We start from the raw sequence: 22,556 nt of genomic DNA on the forward strand, positions 1-22,556 counted from the left end.
AGGCCCTACTGCAAGGCCCGGGCGAGCCGGGTGTAGCGGTCACGCAGGTCCACGAGCTTCTCGCTCTTTTGTGCCTCGGTCAGGCGCGAGTCAAGCAGCACCTCCGAGCGCTGCTTGAAGTCTTCGATCTCCAGGACGAACTTCAGCTGCTGGTTGCTGGAGGGCTTGAAGCCCGCCAGGTCGAACATCTGCTTGAGCTTGGCCTTTTCCATCGTGGTCTTGCCGTAGCCGAAGAGAAAGGCGGCGAGCCGGTTGCGCACCGACAGCGGCAGGTCCTTGCGCCACAGCAGCGGGTCCTTGGGGATCAGGGCTGACTCCCACAGCACCTTCAGGCTGGCAGCCCGAGCGGGCTGGGTGGCCTTCAGGCGCTGCAGCTCTTCAGTGTTGTAGGTACCGGCCTGTACCTGGCCGCGCAGCACGGCATCCATGGTCTGCGCATGGGTGCCGCGGATGAAGGGCACGAAGTACTCCTCGGGCTTGATGCCGCGCGGCACGAACAGCGCATACGAAGGCATCGCATGCCCCGAGGTGGAGGACATCTCGCCCATCGCGAACCCGTAGGTGCGCGGCTTGGCCAGCAACTGGTCGAGCGTGCCCACCGGGCCGTCCTTGCGGGCGATGATGATGGAGCGGTAGCCCGGCGAGCCGCTGGAGTCGATGAGCTGGCCGAAGACCTCGACGTTGGCGCGCTCGATGCAGTCCAGCGCGGCCTTGCTCGACAGCCAGCCCAGTTGCGCTCGGTTGGACACCAGCGCCTCGATGGCCGCGGAATAGCTGGGTGCGTAGTAGGGCTGGATGTCCAGCCCCGTGCCGATGCGGAAGTCCGCGAAGAACGGATCCCACGAGGCCTTGGTCTCTTCAACCGTGGTCGTCGTGATGACGACGAAGTTCAGTGCCGGCCCGTTGCCCTGCGCCATGGCGCGAAGCCATGGGGCCAGCGTGGCCGCGGCGAGCAGCGATCGTTGAAGGAACTGTCGGCGCACTGGCGTTGTTCTCCCGCTGGATGCGGTCCCAAGGCGCCGATTATGGCCATCGTCAACCGTTTGTCATCACGAGCTTTCCCACGACCTGGCGGCTGCCCATGCGCTCGAACGCGGCCTTCAGCTGGGGCATGGGCAGCTTCGAGTCGATGACGGGCTTGATCTTGCCCTGCGCGTACCAGAGCGCCAGCTCGGCCAGCGACTTCGCGTTGTTCTGCGGCTCGCGCTTGGCGAACTCGCCCCAGAACACGCCCACCACCGAGGCGCCCTTGAGCAGCGCGAGGTTCAGCGGCAGCGAGGGGATCGCACCTTGCGCGAAGCCGATGACGAGGTAGCGTCCGCGCCAGGCGATGGAGCGGAACACCGGCTCGGCCAGGTCGCCGCCCACGGGGTCGTACACCACGTCCGGGCCCTTGCCGCCGGTGAGCGTCTTCAGCTCGTCGCGGATGTTTGCCTTGCCGTAGTTGATGGTCTCGTCCGCGCCCAGCGACTTGCAGGTGGCGCACTTCTCATCGCTCGATGCAGCGGCGATGACGCGCGCCCCGGCGGCCTTGGCGATCTGGATGGCCGCCGTGCCCACGCCGCCGGCCGCACCAAGGACGAGCACCGTCTCGCCCGCCTTGAGCTGTGCGCGGTCGATCAGCGCGTGATGCGTGGTGCCGTAGGTGCAGATGAAGGCCGCGGCGTCCTCGAACGCGAAACCCGGCGGCAGCGGCATCACGAGTCGCGCATCGATGCACGCATGGGTGGCGAACCCGCCCATGCCGCCGAAGGCCGCGACCGCATCGCCGACCTTCAGGTGCTTCACGCCGTCGCCGATGGCATCCACGGTACCGGAGAGTTCCGAGCCCGGCACGAAGGGCAGCGGCGGCTTCATCTGGTACTTGTTCTGCACGATGAGCAGGTCGGGAAAATTCAGGCTGGCCGCGCGGATGGCGATGCGCACCTCGCCGGGCTTGGGCTCGGGCGTCGGCACATCCTTCCAGGTGAGCGCTTCCGGTCCGATGGGGTTGTCGCAGATCCAGGCGTGCATGCGGTGTCTCCGGGGAGTCGTTGTCTCGAATGATCATAGGTCGGGGTGGACCGATGGCCAGTCGCGGACGTGACGAGTTCATACAATCGCCGGATGCGCATACTCATCGCCAACGACGACGGTTACCTCGCACCCGGCCTGGCCGCGCTGGTGCAGGCCTGCGAAGGGCTGGGCGATCTCGACATCGTGGCGCCCGAACAGAACGCGAGCGGCACCTCCAACTCGCTCACGCTCAACCGGCCGTTGTCGGTCTACACCGCGTCCAACGGCTTTCGCTACATCAACGGCACGCCCTCCGATTGCGTCCACGTCGCCCTGACCGGCCTGCTCGGGCACCGGCCCGACCTGGTGGTCTCGGGCATCAATCAGGGCGCGAACATGGGCGACGACACGCTCTATTCGGGCACCGTGGCGGCGGCGATGGAGGGCTTCCTCTTCGGCATTCCGGCCATTGCCTTCTCGCAGGTGGACAAGGGCTGGACGAACCTCGATGCCGCGGCCCGCGTGGCGCGGGAGGTCATCCAGCACGTGCTGCGCGAGCCGCCCAGCCGCTCGCCCTACCTGCTGAACGTCAACATTCCCAACCTGGCAGACGCAGACCGCGCCCCGCGCGTGGTGACTCGGCTGGGCCGGCGCCATGCGAGCGAGCCGGTGATCCGCCAGACCAGCCCGCGTGGCGAGGACATCTACTGGATCGGACCGGCGGGCAATGCACGCGAGGCCGGCGAGGGCACGGACTTCCACGCCACCGCCAACGGCCGCGTGTCCATCACGCCGCTGCAGATCGATCTGACCGACCATGCCGAACTGCCCGCGTGGCAAGGGTGGCTGCAGTCATGACCGGACGCACCCCCAAGTTCCCGCTGCGGCTGGACCAGATGGCCACGCCGCGCAAGACGCTGGTGAAGGCACCGCAAGGCTCCGCCACGACCACGACGCTGAAACCTGCCACGCCGGCGCCCGTCACCCCGCGGCCACTGCTGCGTCCGCAACAGCCCTTGCAGCACGCGGCCACGGAGTCGGCGCGCAAGACGGCCCCCACGGGCCTCGGGCTGGATTCGGTCGGCGTGCGCCAGCGCATGGTCGAGCGCCTGCGGGCCGAGGGCCTGGACAGCAACAAGGTGCTGGCCGCCATGGCCATGGTGCCGCGCCACCAGTTCGTCGATGCGGCGCTGGTCACCCAGGCCTACGAGGACACGAGCCTGCCCATCGGCCATGGCCAAACCATTTCCAAGCCTTCGGTGGTGGGCCGCATGATCGAGCTGCTGCTGGAAGGTGCCAACGCCCAGGTGCATGCGCCCAGCGCCACGCCGCTCGCCCGCGTGCTCGAGATCGGTACCGGCTGCGGCTACCAGGCGGCGGTGCTGGCGCAGGTGTCGCGGCAGGTGATTTCGGTGGAGCGGCTCAAGCCGCTGCACGACAAAGCCCGCGATCTCATGGCGCCGCTGCGCCTGCACAACGTTCGACTCGTGTATGGTGACGGCATGTTGGGTCACGCGCCCAACGCGCCGTACGACGGCATCATCGCGGCCGCCGGCGGCGATGCCTTGCCGCAAGCCTGGCTTGACCAGCTCGCCGTGGGCGGCCGCATCGTGGCGCCTGTGCGCGAGGGCGACAAGCAGGTGCTGGTGGTCGTTGACCGCCACGAACAGGGCTTCCAGCGAAGCATTCATGAAGTGGTTCAGTTCGTCCCATTAAGATCGGGGACGGTTCGATGACAGTTGCAAGGACAGTGAACAGGGGATGGCACAGCCGATGGTGATGACGAAGAATCGCTCGATGGACACGAAACTCTGCGCCGCGCTCGCGGCCGCGGTGTTGCTGCTCGCGGGCTGCGCGACGTCGAAGAACCATGCCCCGGTGGAAGACCGCAGCAACGGTTCCCGCACGGCAGCGGTGGTGCCTCCCGCGTCGGCGGCGTCCTCGCCCGAAGCGCCCAAGGAAGCGCCCAAGCCGGGTGCCGAGAACGCAGGCAAGGCGGGCTACTACACCGTCAAGCCCGGCGACACGATGATCCGCATCGGCCTGGAGAACGGGCAGAACTGGAAAGACATCGCCAAGTGGAACGGCATCGAGAACCCCAACCTCATCGAGGTGGGCCAGGTGCTGCGCGTGATTCCGCCGGGCGTCGATCCGAACGGTGCCAACGGCAACAAGACGGCGAAGGTCGAGGTCAAGCCGCTGGGCAGCGCGCAGCCCAACGCCTCGCCGGCCAGCGGCGCGGCCTCTGGCGTCGCGCCCACGCCGGCGGCTTCCTCGCCGGTGCCGCCGTCACCGAAGGAAGGCGACGACGACATCAATTGGCTCTGGCCCGCCACCGGGCCGGTCGCCGGTGTGTTCGACGAGAGCAAGAGCAAGGGACTGGCCATCACCGGCAAGGCCGGCGACCCGGTCTTCGCAGCGGCTGACGGCCGCGTCGTCTACGCGGGCTCCGGCCTGCGCGGCTACGGGAACCTCGTCATCCTCAAGCACAACAACACCTACCTGACGGCCTACGCGCACAACCAGACGCTGCTGGTGAAGGAAGACCAGACCGTGCGCCGTGGCCAGAAGATCGCCGAGATGGGCTCCACCGACGCGGAACGGGTGCAACTGCACTTCGAGATCCGCAAGCTCGGCAAGCCCATCGATCCAGCCAAGCTTCTGCCGCCACGTTGACATGCGGCCGATGCACGTTCGATCCAGGACCCAGCATGAACAAGCGACGGACCTCATCGAACGGGCATGTGCACGCAGGGCACGCGGGGCACGCACCGGCTGCGGAGCATGACGAGGCGCTGATCGAGCCGCTGCCGGACGCGGCATTGTCCTCGGCGGAGCCTGAGCCGGAAACCGAATCGGCGCCGATGGACATCGTCGTCCCATCCAACTCAGACGGCGCGGATGCCGACAGCGTGGATGCCGACAGCGTGGATGCCGACGGCATGGTGGCCACCGACACGGCCGGGTCGCCGGAAATCGCCGCGGGCGAAGGCGAGATCGGCAACACGTTGCAGACCTACCTGCGGGAGATCCGCCGGGCGCCGCTGCTGACCCCGCAAGAGGAATACGAGACCGCGACGCGGGCCCGCATGGGCGACTTCCAGGCGCGGCAGGCGATGATCGAGCACAACCTGCGCCTGGTGGTGAGCATCGCGAAGAACTACCTGGGCCGCGGCCTGCCGATGACGGACCTCATCGAGGAAGGCAACCTCGGGCTCATGCATTCGATCAGCAAGTTCGAGCCCGAGCGCGGCTTCCGCTTCTCGACCTACGCCTCGTGGTGGATCCGCCAGAACATCGAGCGGGCCATCATGCACCAGGCCCGGCTGGTGAGGCTGCCGGTGCACATCGTGCGCGAGCTGAACCAGGTGCTGAAGGCACGCCGGGCGCTGGAGGCGGAGTCGGGCCGCAATGGCCACCACGACAAGCAGGTGCGGGTGGAAGACGTCGCCGCGGCGGTGGGCCGGCCGGTGCAGGTGGTGAGCGACCTGCTGCGCTTTTCCGAGCTGCCAACCTCGCTGGATGCGCCCATCGAGCGCTACCCCGCCGACCACAACGGTGCCGAATCCATGCTGGACAGCGTGGCCGACGAAGGCGCCACCGACCCGATGAGCCTCACGCTCAGCAACGAGGTGGAGCAGTTGCTCAATCACGGCCTGGACGAGCTCAACGAGCGCGAGCGCGAGGTGCTGGCCGGCCGCTACGGCCTGCGCGACCGTGAACCTGAGACACTGGAGGTGCTGGCCGAGCGGCTCAAGCTCACGCGCGAACGCATCCGCCAGATCCAGCAGGAAGCCCTGCTCAAGCTCAAGCGCCGGATGATCCGCAACGGCGTGGACCGCGATTCCATCTTCTGATCACACACTGAATGGCCTGGCCCGTCCTCGTTTTCGACATTGAATCCATTCCCGATCTGCCCGGCCTGAAGCTGCTGCGGGGCCTGCCGCCCAGCACGAGTGACGACGAGGTGTACGCGATCGAGATGGCCGAGCGCAAGGAGGCGGGCAAGAGCGACTTCATGCCGCTGCACCTGCAGCGCATCCTCGTCATCTCCTGCGTGTTTCGCAATGCCGAAGGGCTGAAGGTGCATTCCTTCGTCGACCGCGAGGCGGACGGCACGAGCCAGGAAGGCAAGATCATCCAGGCCTTCTTCAACTCCATCGAGAAGCACGTGCCGCAGCTGGTGAGCTGGAACGGTGGTGGCTTTGACCTGCCGGTGCTGCACTACCGCGGCCTGCGCCACGGCGTGGTCGCCAACAAGTACTGGGACCTCGGCGAAGACGATCGCGAGTTCAAGTGGAACAACTACATCAGCCGCTACCACATGCGGCACCTGGACCTCATGGACCTGCTGGCCATGTACCAGCCGCGCGCCAGCGCGCCGCTGGATGCCATGGCCAAGCTGTGCGGCTTTCCGGGCAAGCTGGGCATGGATGGCTCGCAGGTGTATTCGGCCTACCGCGACGGCAAGCTGGAAGACATCCGCCGCTACTGTGAGACGGACGTGATGAACACCTACCTCGTGTACTGCCGCTTCCAGATGATGCGTGGCGGGTTCACCGAGGCCGAGTACGAGCGCGAGATTGCCTACGTGAAGGAAACGCTCGCAGGCAATGCCGAGCCGCACTGGCAGGAGTACATGTCGGCCTGGGTGTGACGCCGCGGCGGGCTACAGCTCGCGCGTGTCGATCCAGGTGATCTTGCCTCTGGCGGCCATCGACTCCAGCACCATGTGGGCCGTGCCGCCGGCGTCGCCGGGTGCGCCGTTCCACAGGCACAGGAGTTCAAGGCGCGAGGCACCGCTGGCCAGCGCCGTGGACAGCATCCAGGCGTTGCAGCGCTCGAAGGGATTGCCCGGCGCGCCGGGCATCACCGCCGGTTCGCACCCCAGCCGGCCACGGGCCGCGAGGTAGCGGTTTTTCCAGGTGGCGCCGTCCGTGGTGGCTTCGACGGAACGCTCGATGAACTGCGGCTCGGGCAGGGGCAGCATCAGCTGAATGGCGATGCGGCGCTGCACGCAGGCCTCGATGAACAGGATGTCGCCGCCTGCCGAACCCTGCGTGATCGCGATGTCAGACGGGCCGCACTGCATCGCATCCAACGCCTCGCCGATGCGATGGGTTGCCGCGGGCAGCATGCGGGAAGGAAAGCGTTCGTCCGGCCGCCCCGGTGCGTCGACGATGTGTCCGGAGAACACGATCACCCGCTCGGGCGCGAAGGGCAGCTGCAGCGGTGGCGGGCTGGGCAGTGGCATGTTGCACGGACGGTCTGGCGGGGCAGTATCGCCGGGCCGGGATAATCGCGTCCATGACAGCGAGCAATGAATGGTTGAAGGTCGAGTCCCTCGACCTCGAAGGGCAGGGCGTGGCCCACAACGCCGAAGGCAAGGTGGTGTTCATCGAAGGCGCCTTGCCGGGTGAAGAAGTGCAGGTGCAGGTGCACCGCAAGAAGAACAACTGGGAGCAGGCCTCGATGACGGCGCTGCGCCGCGAGAGTTCGCAGCGCGTGAAGCCGCAGTGTCCGCACTTCGGCGTGTGTGGTGGTTGCAAGATGCAGCATTTCCACGTCGGTGCGCAGATCGCGACCAAGCAGCGGGCGCTGGAGGATGGCCTGTGGCACCTGGGCAAAGTCAAGCCGGAGCGCGTGCTGCGGCCCATCGAAGGGCCGTCCTGGGGCTACCGCTACCGGGCCCGCCTGTCGGTGCGCTACGTGGCCAAGAAGGGCAAGGTGCTGGTGGGCTTCCACGAGCGAAAGTCCAGCTACGTGGCCGACATGGACAGCTGCGAGGTGCTGCCGCCGCACGTGAGCGCGCTGCTGCCCAGGCTGGCGGACCTGATCTCCGGCATGGACCAGCGCGACCGCCTGCCACAGATCGAACTGGCCATCGGCTCGCAGGTGACCGCGCTGGTGCTGCGGCACCTGGAACCCTTGAGCAAGCCCGACCTGGCTCGCCTGCGGGCCTTTGCCGCGGAGCATCCGGTGCAGTGGTGGCTGCAGCCCAAGGGGCCGGACACCGTGCACCTGCTCGACGAAAGCGGCCCGGCGCTGGACTACACGCTGCCGGAGTTCGGCATCACCATGCCGTTCAAGCCGACGGATTTCACCCAGGTCAACCACCAGATCAATGCGGTGCTGGTCAGCCGTGCGCTGCGCCTGCTGCAGGCGCAGCCGGGCGAGCGCGTGATCGACTGGTTCTGCGGGCTGGGCAACTTCACGCTGCCCATCGCCACGCAGGCGGGCGAGGTGGTGGGCATCGAAGGCAGCGAGGCGCTGGTGGCGCGCTCGCGCGAGAACGCGGCGTTCAACGGACTGTCGGCCAAGACGAGCTTCATCGCCCGCAATCTGTTCGAGATCACGCCTGCCGAACTGGCGGGCTACGGGTCTGCGCAGAAGTGGCTGGTCGATCCGCCGCGCGAAGGGGCCTTCGCGCTGGCCACGGCCATGGCGGATTTGCATGCCGATCCGTCCCTGGCACCGGGCTATGTGCCGCCACAGCGCATCGTCTATGTGAGCTGCAACCCCGCCACGCTCGCGCGCGATGCGGGCCTGCTGGTGCACCAGGCGGGCTACCGCTGCGTGGCAGCGGGCGCGGTCAACATGTTCCCGCACACGGCGCACGTGGAAAGCATCGCCGTCTTCGAGCGGGATTGATTTCCGATCGACCATGAAAAACGGGGCCCGAAAGCCCCGTTTTCGTTCGCCGTTTTGGCGGATGCGTCAGTCGCGTTCGCCGCTCAGCGAGGTCAGCAGCACCAGCAGGTTCTGGAACACGTTGATGAGGTCCAGGTAGATCTGCAAGGTGGCGGTGATGTAGTTCGTCTCGCCGCCGTCGATGACCTGCTTGATGTCGTACAGCATGTACGCACTGAAGATGCCGATCGAGATGACCGAGATCGCCAGCATCATCGGGCCGGAGTGGAAGAACAGCGCGTTCAGCACGCCGCCGATGATCACCGCCAGGGCGCCGACGAACAGGAACTTGCCCATGCTCGACAGGTCGCGCTTGATGACGGTGGCCATCGAAGCAACGGCGAAGAACACGCCGGCGGTGCCGCCGAAGGCCGTCATGATCAGCCCGGCGCCGTTCTTGTAGTCCAGCACCACGGCCAGCAGCCGCGACATCATCAGGCCCATGAAGAAGGTGAAGGCGAGCAGCACGCCGACGCCGGCTGCGGAATCCTTGGTCTTGGCGATGGCGTACATGAAGCCGAAGGCGCCGCCGAAGAACACCAGCAGGCTCATGCCGGTGCCCATGGTGAGCATGATGCCGGTGCTCACGCCGATCCAGGCGCCAAGCACGGTGGGAATCAGCGACAGCGCCAGCAGCCAGTACGTGTTGCGCAGGACGCGGTTGCGTTGATCCGCGGAAATGAATGAGCCGCCACCGTAGATGGTTTGCAGGCTTTCGTTCATTGATACCTCCAGGTTGAAAGACGTGGGTTCAGACCCAGGGCGCGGATTCTAGTTCCCGCCCCCGCGGCAGTATGTGGGAGCGAAGGGGGTTTCCACAAGAGGCCAAAGGCAGCGATTTCGGGTGGATTGCGCGGCATGGGAATGGCTTTGTGCGGGTGTCATCGGATATACTCCTAAGGTTTACCCGCAATCACCCCCGCCCTAGCGAAACCTCCCGCAGTTTCCCCACCGGATTCGGCCCGCGGCCGTGCCGTTCAACACGGTGCACACGCGAGGCGGAGCTGGGCGCAACGATGGAGTTTTCCTTGCTGCCAGTTCTGTCTCCCGCCCTCCTTGCTCTCGCAGACGGAACCATCTTCAAGGGGACATCGATCGGCGCTCCTGGCGAGACGGTCGGCGAAGTGGTCTTCAACACCGCGCTCACCGGCTACCAGGAAATCCTCACCGACCCGAGCTACTGCCGCCAGATCGTCACCCTGACGTACCCGCACATCGGCAACTACGGCGTCGCCAGCGAAGACGTCGAAGCGAAGAAGGTTCACGCCGCCGGCCTCATCATCAAGGACCTGCCGGTCCTCGAATCGAACTTCCGCAAGTCCATGACCTTGCCGGAGTACCTCAAGCGCGAAGGCACGGTCGCCATCGCCAACATCGACACCCGCCGGCTGACCCGCGTTCTGCGCACCACCGGCGCGCAGAACGGCTGCATCGTCACGCTGCCCGAAGGTGCGTCCATCACCGAACAGCACGTGGCGCAGGCCGTCGCCAAGGCCAAGGCCGCGCCCAGCATGGCGGGCCTGGACCTGGCCAAGGTGGTCAGCCAGACGCAGGCCTACGAGTGGACCGAGACCGAATGGGAACTCGGCACCGGCTACGGCAAGCAGACCGCGCCGAAGTTCCACGTCGTGGCCTACGACTTCGGCGTGAAGTTCAACATCCTTCGCATGCTGGCCAGCCGCGGCTGCAAGATCACCGTCGTGCCGGCGCAGACGCCTGCGTCCGAGGTGCTCAAGCACAAGCCCGACGGCGTGTTCCTGTCCAACGGCCCCGGCGATCCGGAGCCCTGCGACTACGCCATCGCCGCGACGCGCGAACTCATCGAGACGGGCATTCCCACCTTCGGCATCTGCCTGGGCCACCAGATCATGGCGCTCGCTTCCGGTGCCAAGACCTTCAAGATGAAGTTCGGCCACCACGGCGCGAACCACCCGGTGAAGGACCTGGACACCGGCCGCGTGAGCATCACCAGCCAGAACCACGGTTTCGCGGTGGACGAGAAGACGCTGCCCGCCAACCTGCGCCCGACGCACGTGTCGCTGTTCGACGGCACGCTGCAGGGCCTGGCGCGCACCGACAAGCCCGCGTTCTGCTTCCAGGGCCACCCGGAGGCATCGCCCGGCCCGCACGACATCGCCTACCTCTTCGACCGCTTCACCGACCTGATGGCGCGTGCCTGAGGCGGCAGCTGTGATGCTGAATCTGCTGAATGAAGAACCGGCGGGCGCACCCGCGTCTGCCTGAACAAGATCGAGACCATGCCAAAGCGCACAGACCTCCAATCCATCCTCATCATCGGCGCGGGCCCGATCATCATCGGCCAGGCGTGCGAGTTCGACTACTCCGGCGCCCAGGCCTGCAAGGCGCTGCGCGAGGAGGGCTACCGCGTCATCCTCGTCAACAGCAACCCGGCGACGATCATGACCGACCCGGAGATGGCCGACGTGACCTACATCGAGCCCATCACCTGGCAGGTTGTCGAGAAGATCATCGCCAAGGAGCGGCCCGACGCCATCCTGCCGACCATGGGCGGCCAGACCGCGCTGAACTGCGCGCTGGACCTGCACAAGCATGGCGTGCTTGCCAAGTACGGCGTGGAGATGATCGGCGCCAACGAGAAGGCGATCGAGAAGGCCGAAGACCGGCTGAAGTTCAAGGACGCGATGACGGGCATCGGCCTGCATTCGGCCAAGAGCGGCATCGCGCACTCGATGGAAGAGGCGCTGGCAGTGCAGCGTCGCATCCAGCATGAAATCGGCGGCACGGGCTTCCCGATGGTCATCCGCCCGAGCTTCACGCTGGGCGGCACGGGCGGCGGCATCGCCTACAACCCGGAAGAGTTCGAGGAAATCTGCAAGCGCGGACTGGACCTCTCGCCCACCAATGAGCTGCTGATTGAAGAGTCGCTCATCGGCTGGAAGGAATACGAGATGGAAGTGGTCCGCGACAAGGCGGACAACTGCATCATCGTGTGCTCCATTGAGAACCTGGACCCGATGGGCATCCACACCGGTGACTCGATCACCGTGGCGCCGGCGCAGACGCTCACCGACAAGGAATACCAGCTGCTGCGCAATGCCTCCATCGCCATCCTGCGCGAGATCGGCGTGGACACCGGTGGCTCGAACGTGCAGTTCTCGATCAACCCCGACAACGGCCGGATGATCGTGATCGAGATGAACCCGCGCGTGTCGCGTTCGTCGGCGCTGGCCTCCAAGGCCACGGGCTTCCCGATCGCCAAGGTGGCGGCCAAGCTGGCCGTGGGCTACACGCTGGACGAACTGCGCAACGACATCACCGGCGGTGCGACCCCGGCGAGCTTCGAGCCCAGCATCGACTACGTGGTCACCAAGATCCCGCGCTTCGCCTTCGAGAAGTTCCCGGCGGCCGACTCGCGCCTGACCACGCAAATGAAGTCGGTGGGCGAGGTGATGGCCATGGGCCGCACCTTCCAGGAAAGCTTCCAGAAAGCGCTGCGCGGCCTGGAGACCGGCATTGACGGCCTGACCGAACGCAGCACCGACCGTGAAGAGATCGTGCAGGAGATTGGTGAGCCTGGTCCTGAGCGCATCCTTTTCGTCGGCGACGCTTTCCGCATCGGCATGACGCGAGAAGAGGTGTTCGAGGAAACGGCGATCGACCCGTGGTTCCTTGCGCAGATCGAGCAGATCGTGCAGACCGAGAAGGCATTGTCCGGCCGCACGTTGGCCAGCCTGAGCGCCGACGAACTGCGCTTCCTCAAGCAGAAGGGCTTCTCCGACAAGCGACTGGCCAAGCTGCTGGGCACCAACCAGCATGAAGTCCGCGCCCTGCGCCACAAGCTGAACGTGCGCCCCGTCTACAAGCGCGTGGACACCTGCGCCGCCGAGTTCAGCACGCAGACGGCCTACATGTACTCCACCTACGACGAGGAGTGCGAGGCCAACCCGACCGACCGCAAGAAGATCATGGTGCTGGGCGGCGGACCGAACCGCATCGGCCAGGGCATCGAGTTCGACTACTGCTGCGTCCATGCCGCGCTCGCCATGCGCGAAGACGGCTACGAGACCATCATGGTCAACTGCAACCCCGAGACGGTGTCCACCGACTACGACACCTCCGACCGCCTGTACTTCGAGCCGGTGACGCTGGAAGACGTGCTGGAGATCGTCGACAAGGAAAAGCCCGTCGGCGTGATCGTGCAGTACGGCGGCCAGACGCCGTTGAAGCTCGCCCTCGACCTGGAGCGCGCCGGCGTGCCCATCGTGGGCACCACGCCCGACAGCATCGACATCGCGGAAGACCGCGAACGCTTCCAGAAGCTGCTGCACGAGCTCGGCCTCAAGCAGCCGCCCAACCGCACCGCCCGCACTGAAGAGGCCGCGCTGCAACTGGCGCAGGAGATCGGCTACCCGCTGGTGGTGCGTCCGAGCTACGTGCTGGGCGGCCGCGCGATGGAAATCGTGCACGGCGACAAGGACCTCGAGCGCTACATGCGCGAAGCCGTGAAGGTGAGCGAGAAGTCGCCGGTGCTGCTGGACCGCTTCCTCGACGACGCCATCGAAGTCGACGTCGACTGCATCGCCGACGGCACCGATGGCCCCGATGGCGTGATGATCGGCGGCATCATGGAGCACGTCGAGCAGGCGGGTATCCACTCAGGCGACTCGGCCTGCTCGCTGCCGCCCTATTCGCTGAGCAAGGACCTGCAGGAAGAGCTGCGCCGCCAGACGACGCTTATGGCTCGCGCGCTCAAGGTCAAGGGCCTGATGAACGTGCAGTTTGCCATCCAGCAAGAGGGCGACAAGTCCATCGTCTACGTGCTCGAAGTGAACCCGCGTGCTTCGCGCACGGTGCCCTTCGTGTCCAAGGCGACCGGCCAGCCCCTGGCGAAGATTGCCGCGCGCTGCATGGTGGGCCAGAAGCTGGCCGGCCAGCGGGGCAAGGACGGCAAGGCGCCGCGCGAGGTGATCCCGCCGTACTTCAGCGTGAAGGAAGCGGTGTTCCCCTTCAACAAGTTCCCGGGCGTGGACCCCATCCTCGGACCCGAGATGCGGTCCACCGGCGAAGTGATGGGCGCGGGCCGCAGCTTCGGCGAGGCCATGCTCAAGAGCCAGCTGGGCGCGGGTTCGCGGCTGCCGACCAAGGGCACGGTGTGCATCACCGTGAAGAACAACGACAAGCCGCGTGCGGTGGCCGTGGCGCGCGACCTGCACGCCATGGGCTTCGGCTTGGTGGCCACCAAGGGCACGGCGGCGGCGATCGCCGAGGCTGGCATCCCGGTGAAGGCGGTCAACAAGGTCAAGGACGGCCGCCCGCACATCGTGGACATGGTCAAGGCGGGCGAAATCCAGCTCGTGTTCACCACGGTGGACGAAACCCGCACGGCCATCGCGGATTCGCGCCACATCCGCCAGGTGGCGCTCGCCAATCGCATCACCTACTACACCAGCATGGCGGGCTGCGAAGCCGCGGTCGAGGGCATGAAGCACCAGGCCGATCTACTCGTGGTTTCCCTGCAGGAATTGCACGCCGAACTGGCAGCGCAAAGCCGCTAAACCGAACTAAACTCAGTCCATCCCGAAACATCGCCGCCGCCGGTCATCTGGCGGCGGCTTCATTTTTGCTCGAAGGTTAGGCACATGACCACCATCCCGCTCACCAAGAGAGGCGCCGAAAAGCTCAAGGACGAACTGCAGCGACTGAAGTCCGTCGAGCGCCATGCTGTCATCCAGGCGATTGCCGAGGCGCGGGCGCAGGGTGACCTCTCTGAAAACGCCGAGTACGAAGCCGCCAAGGACAAGCAAGGTTTCATTGAAGGCCGCATCCTGGAGATCGAAGGCAAGCTCGCGGCGGCCCAGGTGATTGATCCGGCCGCGCTGAACGCCGGTGGTCGCGTGGTGTTCGGCTCCACGGTCGACCTGGAAGAAGAAGCCAGCGGCGCCCAGGTGACCTACCAGATCGTCGGTGACGACGAAGCTGACCTGAAGCAGGGCCTGATTTCCATCAGTTCGCCCATCGCACGTGCGCTGATCGGCAAGGAAGCTGGCGACGTGGCCGACGTGCAGGCGCCCGGCGGCGTCAAGAGCTACGAGATCATCGAAGTCCGCTACATCTGAACCATGACGGCCAAGCGCTGGTCCGCCTGGTTGGCGGGGCTGTGGGCAGGGTTGCTGTGGGGCGTGGGCCTGGTCGGCGCGCCGGCGGGGTTCGCAACGGCTGATCCGGCCACGGCAGGACGTGTGGCCGGGCGCATGTTCGCCCAGGAGGCCTACCTGGGGTTGATCCTGGCGATTGTCCTGTTCGTGCTGCTGCGCAATATGGCGCGTGATTCGGCCGCCTCGGGCGCCGGGTCGGTCTTCAGCGGCAACATGCTGCTGGTGCTGGGTGCGCTGTTCACCATCGTGCTGGGCTACTTCGCGCTGCAGCCGATGATGGCGGCAGCCAAGGCAGGGCAGGGAAACCTGTCCTTCGGCGCCCTGCACGGCATCTCGGCCGGGCTCTACATGTTGCGAGCGGTGCTGGTGTCGACCCTGGCGTGGCGGCTCACGGCGTGAGCCGCCGGGGCGACGGCGGCGTCAATCCATTGCTGATTTCTTGACGCTGGTTTGCCGCTTCTTGGCCCGCTTGAGCGTTCCGCCGGCCGCGATCCGCTGGTTGCCCAGCACCTTGATCTTCTTCACCTGGGGCCGGTGGTTGCCGCTCTTGGAGAACTTCAGCACCTTGACCACCTTGGGCCCGGGCTTGCGGTCTTCGCGCTCTTCCCGGGTTTTCTCCGGGATCGGCCGCCACAGCACCAGCAGCTTGCCGATGTGCTGGATCGGCGCGGCGTTCAAGCGCTCGCTCAGCGTGGCCAGCGCCTCCTCGCGGGTCTCGCGCTCGTCGGACAGGACGCGGACCTTGATGAGCCCGTGCGCGTTGAGGGCGGCGTCCACCTCCTTGACGACGGCGGGTGTCAGGCCATCGCCGCCGATCATGACGACCGGATCAAGGTGGTGGGCATCGGCGCGTTTTTCCTTGCGCTCGGAAGGTGTCAGTTGAATCGCAGGCATCCACGTATTATCGACGCAGCATGAAAGTCAAATCGAAAAGCAAGAAGGTCAACAAGCAGTGGCTTTACGACCACCTGAACGACCCCTACGTGAAACTGGCCCAGAAAGAGGGATACCGGGCGCGTGCGGCCTACAAGCTCAAGGAAATCGACGAGGAGCTCAAGCTCATCCGGCCGGGGCAACTGGTGGTGGACCTGGGGGCCACGCCGGGCGCCTGGAGCCAGTACCTGCGCCGAAAGTTCGCCCCTAAGGAGGCAGGCGGCGCTGCGGCGGGCGATCTGAACGGGACGATCATCGCCCTGGACATCCTGGATTTCGAACCCATCGAGGGCGTGACCTTCATCCAGGGCGACTTTCGCGAGGATTCCGTGCTGCGCCAGCTCGAGGAGCAGGTGGCCGGCCGGCCGGTCGACGTGGTGGTGTCGGACATGGCGCCCAACCTGTCGGGCATCGAGAGTTCGGACTCCGCCCGGATTGCCCATCTCATTGAATTGGCGGTGGAATTTGCCCAAAACCACTTGACGCCTCGAGGCGCGCTGGTTTGCAAGGTTTTTCACGGGAGCGGCTACAGCCAGCTCGTGAAACTGTTCAAAGAGCGGTTCAAAGTGGTCAAACCCATCAAACCGAAGGCATCTCGCGACAAATCCGCCGAAACCTTTTTGGTGGGCATCGGTCTCAAGGCCCCGGTGCTGCCGGCCGATAACGAAGAGTGAACGAGCCCTGCCAACACATGCCGATACACCTTGGCTATGGCGGCATTTATCCCCGGTATCACCGAGCCTTGCGTGGCATAAAATCGTCCGCATATGCCGTGGAAGCCCGAGTGTTGAAGCTGTTCGGGCCAGCGTGTTTTGACCCGGAAAAGGAGCCGCGGTGAACAATCAATGGTTCTCGAAAATCGCTGTTTGGCTGGTGATCGCCCTGGTGCTGTTCACCGTGTTCAAGCAGTTCGACCGCGGTGCCACCCGCACCAACGAAATCAAGTACTCCGAGTTTCTGGATGAAATCCAGAACAAGCGCATCAAGAGCGTGGTGCTGCAGGAAGGTCCCGCCGGCAGCACGGAAATCCGTGCCAAGCGCACCGATGACAGCGAAGTCCGCACCACCGCCACCTACCTCGATCGCGGCCTGGTCGGCGACCTGCGCAACAACGGCGTGACTTTCGAGGTGAAGTCCCGGGAAGAGCCGTCCATGCTGACGGGCATCCTCGTGTCCTGGGGCCCCATGCTTCTGCTGATCGGCGTGTGGATCTACTTCATGCGCCAGATGCAAGGCGGCGGCAAGGGCGGTGCCTTCAGCTTCGGCAAGTCCAAGGCACGCATGCTGGACGAGGCCAACAACACCACCACCTTCGCGGACGTCGCCGGGTGCGACGAGGCCAAGGAAGAAGTCAAGGAGCTGGTCGACTTCCTCAAGGACCCGCAGAAATTCCAGAAGCTGGGCGGCCGCATTCCGCGCGGCGTGCTGCTGGTCGGCCCCCCGGGCACCGGCAAGACGCTGCTGGCCAAGGCCATCGCCGGCGAGGCCAAGGTGCCGTTCTTCAGCATCTCCGGTTCCGACTTCGTTGAAATGTTCGTCGGCGTGGGCGCGGCCCGCGTGCGCGACATGTTCGAGCAGGCCAAGAAGAGCGCGCCTTGCATCATCTTCGTCGACGAAATCGACGCCGTCGGCCGCCACCGCGGTGCCGGCCTGGGCGGCGGCAACGACGAGCGCGAGCAGACGCTGAACCAGATGCTCGTCGAGATGGACGGCTTCGAGACCAACCTCGGCGTGATCGTGATGGCGGCCACCAACCGGCCCGACATCCTCGACCCGGCGCTGTTGCGTCCGGGCCGCTTCGACCGCCAGGTCTACGTGACGCTGCCTGACATCCGTGGCCGTGAGCAGATCCTCAACGTGCACATGCGCAAGGTGCCGCTAGGCAGCGACGTCAAGGGCGACGTCATTGCCCGCGGAACTCCTGGATTCTCCGGGGCCGACCTCGCGAATCTGGTCAACGAAGCTGCGTTGTTTGCGGCCCGTCGCAACGGCCGCGTGGTCGAGATGATCGACTTCGAGCGCGCGAAGGACAAGATCATCATGGGCACGGAGCGCAAGTCCATGGTGATGGACGAGGAAGAGCGCCGCAACACCGCCTACCATGAGGCCGGGCACGCGCTCATCGGGCGCCTGCTGCCCAAGCTGGACCCGGTGCACAAGGTCACCATCATCCCGCGCGGCGGCGCCCTTGGCGTCACGGTGTCGCTGCCTGAGAGAGATCGCTACAGCACGGACAAGGTGCGCATGCTGAGCAAGATTTCGATGCTCTTCGGTGGCCGCATCGCCGAAGAGGTGTTCATGGACCAGATGACCACTGGCGCCAGCAACGACTTCGAGCGCGCGACCCAGATCGCCCGCGACATGGTCATGCGCTATGGCATGAGCGACTCGCTGGGCCCCATGGTCTACGCCGAGAACGAGGGTGAGGTGTTCCTCGGCCGTTCGGTCACGAAGACCACCAACGTGTCGGAAGAGACCATGCGCAAGGTCGACACCGAGGTGCGCCGCATCATCGACGAGCAGTACGGCATCGCCCGCAAGCTGATCGAAGAGAACAAGGACAAGATGCACGCCATGGCGAACGCGTTGCTCGAGTGGGAAACCATCGACAGCGATCAACTGGAAGACATCATGAACGACAAGCCGCCGCGTCCTCCCAAGGACTGGACGCCTTCGGCCAACAAGCCCGGTGGCGGCTCGCCTCCGCAGGTCAGCGCCGACGGCGCACCGGCTGCAGCCTGAGTAGTCCAGGCACTTCATACTCACGGGGCTTCGGCCCCGTTTGTTTTTCCAAATCCATGTTCTGGCAGACCACCCGATTCCGGATCGACCTGTCCCGTCCCCGCGTGATGGGCATCGTGAACGTCACGCCCGATTCCTTCTCCGACGGCGGGCGCTTCAGCGATGCCTCGGCAGGCGCGGCGCATTGCGAGCAATTGCTGAAGGAGGGCGCGGACATCCTGGACATCGGCGGCGAGTCCAGCCGGCCAGGGGCTGCGCCGGTGAGCGTGGAAGACGAACTGGCGCGTGTGATGCCAGTGCTGACCGAGGCGCTGCAGCTGGGGTGCCCGGTCTCGCTGGACACGGCGAAGCCCGAGGTGATGCAGCGCGCGCTGGACCTCGGGGTGGACATCATCAACGACATCCAGGCGCTGCGTGCGCCAAGTGCGGTCGACTGCGTGGCGGCGCATCCTGGCTGTGGCGTGTGCCTCATGCACATGCAGGGCGAGCCTCGGTCCATGCAGGCGGCGCCGACCTACGACGACTTGTTGTCAACGGTACGCAGCTTCCTGGCCGAGCGAACGCAAGTGCTGCTGAACGCTGGCATCGCTGCCGAACGCATCGTGCTGGACCCGGGATACGGCTTCGGCAAGACGGTGGACCACAACCTCGAGCTCTTTCGCCGGCAGCGCGAACTGATGGTGCTCGGCCGCCCGTTGCTGGCGGGCTGGTCGCGAAAGTCCACCCTGGGTGTGCTCACCGGCCGCGGCCCGGGCGAACGGCTGGTCCCCAGCGTCGCTGCAGCGCTTGCCGCGGTGCAGCATGGCGCATCCATCGTCCGCGTCCACGACGTGGCGGCCACCGTCGATGCATTGAAAGTCTGGTCCGCTGCCGGCCTGGCCTGACCCCATCCGAACCCGCGCCCCAATCGGGGACAATCGCCGGTTCGATCCCCCTGGCAGTAGAACATCATGAGCAGAACCTACTTCGGCACAGACGGCATCCGCGGCACGGTTGGCCAGTCGCCCATCACCCCCGATTTCATGCTTCGCCTGGGCCACGCGGTCGGCCGAGTGCTGAAGCGTTCCGACAAGCGCCCGACGGTGCTCATCGGCAAGGACACCCGCATCTCCGGCTACATGATCGAGTCCTCGCTCGAAGCCGGTTTCGCCTCCGCCGGCGTGGACGTGCTGCTCACCGGCCCGCTGCCCACGCCGGGCGTCGCCTACCTCACGCGCGCGCTGCGCCTGAACCTGGGCGTGGTGATCAGCGCATCCCACAATCCGTTCGGTGACAACGGCATCAAGTTTTTCTCCGCCCGTGGCGAAAAGCTGCCCGATGCGTGGGAGCTGGATGTCGAAGCCGCGCTGGGCGACCAACCCCAATGGGTCGATTCCGCCCAGCTCGGCAAGGCACGCCGCCTGGATGACGCCAGCGGCCGCTACATCGAGTTCTGCAAGAACACCTTCTCCAACGACCTGTCGCTCAAGGGCTTGAAGGTCGTCGTCGATGCCGCCCATGGTGCGGCCTACCACGTGGCGCCGGACGTTTTCCATGAGCTGGGTGCCGAGGTGGTCTGCATCGGCTGCCAGCCCGACGGGTTCAACATCAATGCCGGCTATGGCGCGACCTCGCCGGCGAAGCTCATCGAGGCCGTGCGCGAGCACAAGGCCGACTACGGTGTGGCGCTGGATGGTGACGCCGACCGGCTCCAGCTCGTGGATTCGGACGGCCGCCTCTACAACGGCGACGAATTGCTCTACGTGATGGTGGCCGATCGCCTCGCCCAAGGTCAGGCTGTCCGGGGTGCCGTGGGCACGCTGATGACCAACATGGCAGTGGAAGTGGCGCTCAAGTCGCGCGGCATCGAGTTCGTCCGCGCCAAGGTCGGGGACCGCTACGTGCTCGAAGACCTGACGGCCCGCAGCTGGCTGCTGGGCGGCGAGGGTTCCGGCCATCTGCTCGCCCTGGACAAGCACACCACCGGCGACGGCATCGTCAGCGCGTTGCAGGTGCTCGAAGCCGTGGCCCGTGCGGGCAAGCCGCTGTCGCAGCTGCTGGCGGACGTGAAGCTGTTCCCGCAGGTGCTCATCAACGTGAAGCTGCAGCCGGGGCAGGATTGGAAGTCCAACCCGAACCTGGCGGACGTCCAGGCCAGTGTGACGCGTGAGCTGGGCGATTCCGGCCGCGTTCTGATCCGCCCCTCGGGCACCGAGCCCCTGGTGCGGGTGATGGTGGAGGCGGCTGATCCGGCGGTGGCAAAGTCCTGCGCCGAGCGGCTGGCGGCCACGCTCCGGGCCTGAATCGCTCCTTGAAAGACAAAACGCCCCGGCAGAAAACCGGGGCGTTTGTCTTTGTGGATCCGAACGGATTACTTGACTGGCGGCATCAGCACGCGGTCGATCTCGTGCACCACGCCGTTGCTGGCTTGCAGGTCGGCCTGCGTGACGACGGCGTCTTCCACCGTGACGAAGTCGCCCGACTTGGACACCGCGAGGTTGGCGCCCTGCAGGCTCTTCACGTTGCCGTTCTTGACCTCGGCAGCGGGCAGCTTGTTGCCGACCACATGGAAGCTCAGCACCGACTTGAGCAACTCCTTGTCATTGGCCAGCTTGGCCATCGTGGCAGGCGGAACCGACTTGAATGCGTCATCGGTCGGGGCAAACATCGTGTAGGGGCCTGGGCCCTTGAGCGTGTCGGCGAGTCCCGACTGGTTGACCAGCTTGTTCAGGGTCGACAGTTCGGGACGGGCGGCGGTCGTTTCAGCGACGGTTGTCGGGGCCGGCGCGGTGGCACACCCGACGAGCGAGAACAGGGCACAGGCGGTGGCGGCAAGCCATTGGCGAGCGGTCATGGGGACTCCTTCTGAGGTCTATTTGCACGAACGGCGGGAGCTTAGAGTTGTCACATGACGTTTTCGTGACCTTCGCATGACGCACATTCTTTGATGACAGCCGGTGTCACGGGGCTGTCACATGCCCCTCTTACAGTCCCGGGCATCGAAACAAGACGCTCGTTGAGAAAGGTGTGCCCATGAAGTTCGCCCTGATTCCTTCCACCCTGGCCCTCGGCCTGGCCCTCGCCGCCGGCAGCGTTCTGGCGGCCGATGAAGTCACCGGCGCCGGCGCCACGTTCCCCGCGCCGCTGTACGCCAAGTGGGCCGATGCCTACAACAAGGCCACCAGCAACCGCATCAACTACCAGTCCGTCGGTTCCGGCGCCGGCCTGAAGCAGATCCGCGCCAAGACGGTCGACTTCGGCGCTTCGGACATGCCGCTCAAGGACGACGAACTGGCCAAGGACGGCATGATCCAGTTCCCCACCGTCATCGGCGGTGTGGTGCCCGTGGTCAACATCAAGGGCATCCAGCCCGGCCAGATCAAGCTGACCGGCCAGATCCTGGGTGACATCTACCTGGGCAAGGTCACCAAGTGGAACGACCCGGCCCTGACCGCCCTGAACCCCGGCGTGCCGCTGCCGGACGGCGCCATCCAGGTGGTGCGCCGCGCTGACGGCTCGGGCACCAGCTTCATCTTCACGAACTACCTGTCGAAGGTGAACGCCGAGTGGAAGAGCAAGGTCGGCGAAGGCACGGCCGTGAACTGGCCGACTGGCGCGGGCGGCAAGGGCAACGAGGGCGTGTCGTCCTATGTGCAGCGCCTGCCGAACTCCATCGGCTACGTCGAGTACGCCTACGCCAAGCAGAACAAGATGGCGCACGTGCTCCTGAAGAACGCCGCCGGCAACTTCGTGGCGCCGGACGACCTGAACTTCAAGGCCGCCGCCGCCGGCGCCGATTGGAGCAAGTCGTTCTACCAGGTGCTGACCGAGCAGGCCGGCAAGGACGCCTGGCCCCTGACCGGCGCAACCTTCATCATGATGCACAAGGCGCAGGACAAGCCTGCCCAGGCCGCGGCTGCCCTGAAGTTCTTCGACTGGGCCTACACCAACGGCGACAAGATGGCCACCGAACTGGAGTACGTCGCACTGCCCGACTCGGTCAAGGCCCTGGTGCACAAGCAGTGGGCCGAGGTGAAGGACGGCACCGGCAAGGTCGTCGCCTTCAAGTGATCCCCGACT

At 65.8% G+C, this 22,556-nt stretch carries 21 protein-coding genes; 15 read left to right on the forward strand and 6 right to left on the reverse strand.

From position 1 onward, the window contains the following. Positions 1-5: 5 nt before the first annotated feature. Together phnD and DZC73_RS23865 are read right to left on the reverse strand one after the other, a co-directional pair. The gene (gene phnD, locus DZC73_RS23860) at positions 6-983 is read right to left on the reverse strand and encodes a phosphate/phosphite/phosphonate ABC transporter substrate-binding protein (RefSeq protein ID WP_124542881.1); all 978 of its coding nucleotides are present in this window, start codon (positions 981-983) and stop codon (positions 6-8) included. A 52-nt stretch (positions 984-1,035) separates the two neighbouring features. Further along, complete coding sequence (locus DZC73_RS23865; protein WP_124542882.1) at positions 1,036-2,013, reverse strand: NADPH:quinone oxidoreductase family protein; 978 nt, start codon at positions 2,011-2,013, stop codon at positions 1,036-1,038. A 93-nt stretch (positions 2,014-2,106) separates the two neighbouring features. Between DZC73_RS23865 and surE the strand changes: the two genes are divergently transcribed. The 5 genes from surE to DZC73_RS23890 all read left to right on the forward strand — a co-directional run bounded on the left by surE (position 2,107) and on the right by DZC73_RS23890 (position 6,652). Further along, positions 2,107-2,853: a 5'/3'-nucleotidase SurE gene (gene surE, locus DZC73_RS23870; RefSeq protein WP_124542883.1), complete on the forward strand. Its 747-nt coding sequence runs from the start codon at positions 2,107-2,109 to the stop codon at positions 2,851-2,853. After that, positions 2,850-3,731: a protein-L-isoaspartate(D-aspartate) O-methyltransferase gene (locus tag DZC73_RS23875; protein ID WP_124542884.1), complete on the forward strand. Its 882-nt coding sequence runs from the start codon at positions 2,850-2,852 to the stop codon at positions 3,729-3,731. The genes surE and DZC73_RS23875 overlap by 4 nt, the downstream gene beginning before the upstream one ends. A gap of 43 nt (positions 3,732-3,774) precedes the next feature. Continuing rightward, on the forward strand, positions 3,775-4,671 hold the full coding sequence (locus tag DZC73_RS23880) for a peptidoglycan DD-metalloendopeptidase family protein (protein WP_124542885.1): 897 nt from the start codon (positions 3,775-3,777) through the stop codon (positions 4,669-4,671). Between the two features lie 188 nt (positions 4,672-4,859). After that, positions 4,860-5,852, forward strand: coding sequence for an RNA polymerase sigma factor RpoS (gene rpoS, locus DZC73_RS23885; RefSeq protein WP_124543115.1), 993 nt, complete (start codon positions 4,860-4,862; stop codon positions 5,850-5,852). An 11-nt stretch (positions 5,853-5,863) separates the two neighbouring features. Further along, positions 5,864-6,652, forward strand: coding sequence for a 3'-5' exonuclease (locus DZC73_RS23890; protein ID WP_124542886.1), 789 nt, complete (start codon positions 5,864-5,866; stop codon positions 6,650-6,652). 12 nt (positions 6,653-6,664) lie between these two features. Here the strand turns inward: DZC73_RS23890 and DZC73_RS23895 are convergent, their stop codons facing one another. Further along, positions 6,665-7,249, reverse strand: coding sequence for a hypothetical protein (locus DZC73_RS23895; protein WP_124542887.1), 585 nt, complete (start codon positions 7,247-7,249; stop codon positions 6,665-6,667). 53 nt (positions 7,250-7,302) lie between these two features. On the opposite strand from DZC73_RS23895, the gene rlmD reads away from it, so the two are divergent. Further along, the gene (gene rlmD, locus DZC73_RS23900) at positions 7,303-8,646 is read left to right on the forward strand and encodes a 23S rRNA (uracil(1939)-C(5))-methyltransferase RlmD (protein WP_124542888.1); all 1,344 of its coding nucleotides are present in this window, start codon (positions 7,303-7,305) and stop codon (positions 8,644-8,646) included. A gap of 66 nt (positions 8,647-8,712) precedes the next feature. Here rlmD and DZC73_RS23905 read toward each other — a convergent pair whose 3' ends face one another. Next, entirely contained in the window at positions 8,713-9,408 is a 696-nt protein-coding gene (locus DZC73_RS23905; RefSeq protein WP_124542889.1) for a Bax inhibitor-1 family protein, read from the reverse strand. Between the two features lie 305 nt (positions 9,409-9,713). On the opposite strand from DZC73_RS23905, the gene carA reads away from it, so the two are divergent. The 4 genes from carA (at position 9,714) to DZC73_RS23925 (ending at position 15,221) form a co-directional block, all read left to right on the forward strand. Then, the gene (gene carA / locus DZC73_RS23910) at positions 9,714-10,865 is read left to right on the forward strand and encodes a glutamine-hydrolyzing carbamoyl-phosphate synthase small subunit (protein ID WP_124542890.1); all 1,152 of its coding nucleotides are present in this window, start codon (positions 9,714-9,716) and stop codon (positions 10,863-10,865) included. Between the two features lie 78 nt (positions 10,866-10,943). After that, positions 10,944-14,222, forward strand: coding sequence for a carbamoyl-phosphate synthase large subunit (gene carB, locus DZC73_RS23915; RefSeq protein ID WP_124542891.1), 3,279 nt, complete (start codon positions 10,944-10,946; stop codon positions 14,220-14,222). 84 nt (positions 14,223-14,306) lie between these two features. After that, positions 14,307-14,783: a transcription elongation factor GreA gene (gene greA / locus DZC73_RS23920; protein WP_124542892.1), complete on the forward strand. Its 477-nt coding sequence runs from the start codon at positions 14,307-14,309 to the stop codon at positions 14,781-14,783. A gap of 3 nt (positions 14,784-14,786) precedes the next feature. Further along, on the forward strand, positions 14,787-15,221 hold the full coding sequence (locus DZC73_RS23925; RefSeq protein WP_124542893.1) for a DUF4149 domain-containing protein: 435 nt from the start codon (positions 14,787-14,789) through the stop codon (positions 15,219-15,221). 21 nt (positions 15,222-15,242) lie between these two features. Here DZC73_RS23925 and DZC73_RS23930 read toward each other — a convergent pair whose 3' ends face one another. Beyond that, a complete protein-coding gene (locus tag DZC73_RS23930; protein ID WP_124542894.1) occupies positions 15,243-15,716 on the reverse strand; it encodes a YhbY family RNA-binding protein in 474 nt (157 codons plus the stop codon). A gap of 20 nt (positions 15,717-15,736) precedes the next feature. Here DZC73_RS23930 and DZC73_RS23935 point away from each other — a divergent pair, with 20 nt between their 5' ends. From DZC73_RS23935 to glmM, 4 genes are all read left to right on the forward strand, one after another. Further along, a complete protein-coding gene (locus tag DZC73_RS23935; protein WP_124542895.1) occupies positions 15,737-16,429 on the forward strand; it encodes an RlmE family RNA methyltransferase in 693 nt (230 codons plus the stop codon). Between the two features lie 160 nt (positions 16,430-16,589). After that, positions 16,590-18,497: an ATP-dependent zinc metalloprotease FtsH gene (ftsH, locus tag DZC73_RS23940; protein ID WP_124542896.1), complete on the forward strand. Its 1,908-nt coding sequence runs from the start codon at positions 16,590-16,592 to the stop codon at positions 18,495-18,497. A 56-nt stretch (positions 18,498-18,553) separates the two neighbouring features. After that, positions 18,554-19,381, forward strand: coding sequence for a dihydropteroate synthase (gene folP / locus DZC73_RS23945; RefSeq protein WP_124542897.1), 828 nt, complete (start codon positions 18,554-18,556; stop codon positions 19,379-19,381). A 66-nt stretch (positions 19,382-19,447) separates the two neighbouring features. Then, on the forward strand, positions 19,448-20,779 hold the full coding sequence (gene glmM, locus DZC73_RS23950; protein ID WP_124542898.1) for a phosphoglucosamine mutase: 1,332 nt from the start codon (positions 19,448-19,450) through the stop codon (positions 20,777-20,779). Positions 20,780-20,847: 68 nt separating this feature from the next. On the opposite strand, the gene DZC73_RS23955 is transcribed toward glmM, so the two are convergent. After that, entirely contained in the window at positions 20,848-21,330 is a 483-nt protein-coding gene (locus tag DZC73_RS23955) for a fasciclin domain-containing protein (RefSeq protein ID WP_124542899.1), read from the reverse strand. Positions 21,331-21,509: 179 nt separating this feature from the next. Here DZC73_RS23955 and pstS point away from each other — a divergent pair, with 179 nt between their 5' ends. Beyond that, positions 21,510-22,547, forward strand: coding sequence for a phosphate ABC transporter substrate-binding protein PstS (gene pstS, locus DZC73_RS23960; protein ID WP_124542900.1), 1,038 nt, complete (start codon positions 21,510-21,512; stop codon positions 22,545-22,547). Positions 22,548-22,556 lie beyond the last annotated feature (9 nt).

Origin of the sequence: Rhizobacter terrae (assembly GCF_003852895.1) — a bacterium.
Classification (GTDB): Bacteria; Pseudomonadota; Gammaproteobacteria; order Burkholderiales; family Burkholderiaceae_C; genus Albitalea; species Albitalea terrae.

What these genes read in the sequence shown, in the direction of transcription:
- DZC73_RS23865 (WP_124542882.1), bottom strand. Translation starts at nt 2,013, where the DNA reads ATGCACGCCTGGATCTGCGACAACCCCATCGGACCGGAAGCGCTCACC.
- surE (WP_124542883.1), top strand. Translation starts at nt 2,107, where the DNA reads ATGCGCATACTCATCGCCAACGACGACGGTTACCTCGCACCCGGCCTG.
- DZC73_RS23875 (WP_124542884.1), top strand. Translation starts at nt 2,850, where the DNA reads ATGACCGGACGCACCCCCAAGTTCCCGCTGCGGCTGGACCAGATGGCC.
- DZC73_RS23880 (WP_124542885.1), top strand. Translation starts at nt 3,775, where the DNA reads ATGACGAAGAATCGCTCGATGGACACGAAACTCTGCGCCGCGCTCGCG.
- rpoS (WP_124543115.1), top strand. Translation starts at nt 4,860, where the DNA reads ATGGACATCGTCGTCCCATCCAACTCAGACGGCGCGGATGCCGACAGC.
- DZC73_RS23890 (WP_124542886.1), top strand. Translation starts at nt 5,864, where the DNA reads ATGGCCTGGCCCGTCCTCGTTTTCGACATTGAATCCATTCCCGATCTG.
- DZC73_RS23895 (WP_124542887.1), bottom strand. Translation starts at nt 7,249, where the DNA reads ATGCCACTGCCCAGCCCGCCACCGCTGCAGCTGCCCTTCGCGCCCGAG.
- rlmD (WP_124542888.1), top strand. Translation starts at nt 7,303, where the DNA reads ATGACAGCGAGCAATGAATGGTTGAAGGTCGAGTCCCTCGACCTCGAA.
- DZC73_RS23905 (WP_124542889.1), bottom strand. Translation starts at nt 9,408, where the DNA reads ATGAACGAAAGCCTGCAAACCATCTACGGTGGCGGCTCATTCATTTCC.
- carB (WP_124542891.1), top strand. Translation starts at nt 10,944, where the DNA reads ATGCCAAAGCGCACAGACCTCCAATCCATCCTCATCATCGGCGCGGGC.
- greA (WP_124542892.1), top strand. Translation starts at nt 14,307, where the DNA reads ATGACCACCATCCCGCTCACCAAGAGAGGCGCCGAAAAGCTCAAGGAC.
- DZC73_RS23925 (WP_124542893.1), top strand. Translation starts at nt 14,787, where the DNA reads ATGACGGCCAAGCGCTGGTCCGCCTGGTTGGCGGGGCTGTGGGCAGGG.
- DZC73_RS23930 (WP_124542894.1), bottom strand. Translation starts at nt 15,716, where the DNA reads ATGCCTGCGATTCAACTGACACCTTCCGAGCGCAAGGAAAAACGCGCC.
- DZC73_RS23935 (WP_124542895.1), top strand. Translation starts at nt 15,737, where the DNA reads ATGAAAGTCAAATCGAAAAGCAAGAAGGTCAACAAGCAGTGGCTTTAC.
- folP (WP_124542897.1), top strand. Translation starts at nt 18,554, where the DNA reads ATGTTCTGGCAGACCACCCGATTCCGGATCGACCTGTCCCGTCCCCGC.
- glmM (WP_124542898.1), top strand. Translation starts at nt 19,448, where the DNA reads ATGAGCAGAACCTACTTCGGCACAGACGGCATCCGCGGCACGGTTGGC.
- DZC73_RS23955 (WP_124542899.1), bottom strand. Translation starts at nt 21,330, where the DNA reads ATGACCGCTCGCCAATGGCTTGCCGCCACCGCCTGTGCCCTGTTCTCG.
- pstS (WP_124542900.1), top strand. Translation starts at nt 21,510, where the DNA reads ATGAAGTTCGCCCTGATTCCTTCCACCCTGGCCCTCGGCCTGGCCCTC.